The sequence below is a fragment of the Vibrio genomosp. F10 str. 9ZD137 genome (genome assembly GCF_049974785.1).
GTDB lineage: Bacteria > Pseudomonadota > Gammaproteobacteria > Enterobacterales > Vibrionaceae > Vibrio.
In genome coordinates this window covers 1-446 of sequence record NZ_JBNGCJ010000693.1, presented here as the reverse complement: position 1 = coordinate 446, position 446 = coordinate 1, and the positions used below count along the sequence as shown (strand labels likewise).

At 48.4% G+C, this 446-nt stretch carries 1 protein-coding gene; it reads right to left on the bottom strand.

The annotated features are described in order from the left end of the window. Positions 1-446: helix-turn-helix transcriptional regulator (locus tag ACP45E_RS16605; protein WP_141707378.1), on the bottom strand; the 446-nt coding region annotated here is incomplete at both ends.

Below are 446 nucleotides of genomic sequence, written 5' to 3'. Positions count from 1 at the left end.
GAAAACGCAGGTGCCGTTTTTTCAGAAAAGCTGTCTCGAAAGCTGGCAACAATGTGGGATCCATTTGTCCCATATCAGTGATGTCCACCTGCGGTGCAAGTTTCGCAACATACAAACAATCTAGTAGACGGCGTAAGTCACGTAACTTGTCTGAAGGCAAGGCTTTTTCTATTTTAGCAAGCCCAACATCGGCGAGACCTGAAAATGGAATACCTCCAGTCGCATACATCGAAGCAACACTAATGAGAAGTGCAAAAACCTCTGCAACTGAAAGGCGTACTGTGGTTTGAATAGAGCGAGGATCAAGTTGAAGGCCCCCTCCCCGTCCAGGTTCAGAATGAATAATGAAGCCTTCATCGCGCAGTGCGCAGATATCACGTAGCACTGTACGCCGAGATGTACCCACTTCTTCCATTAGGTCGGCGACCGTCGATGTGCCATTACGG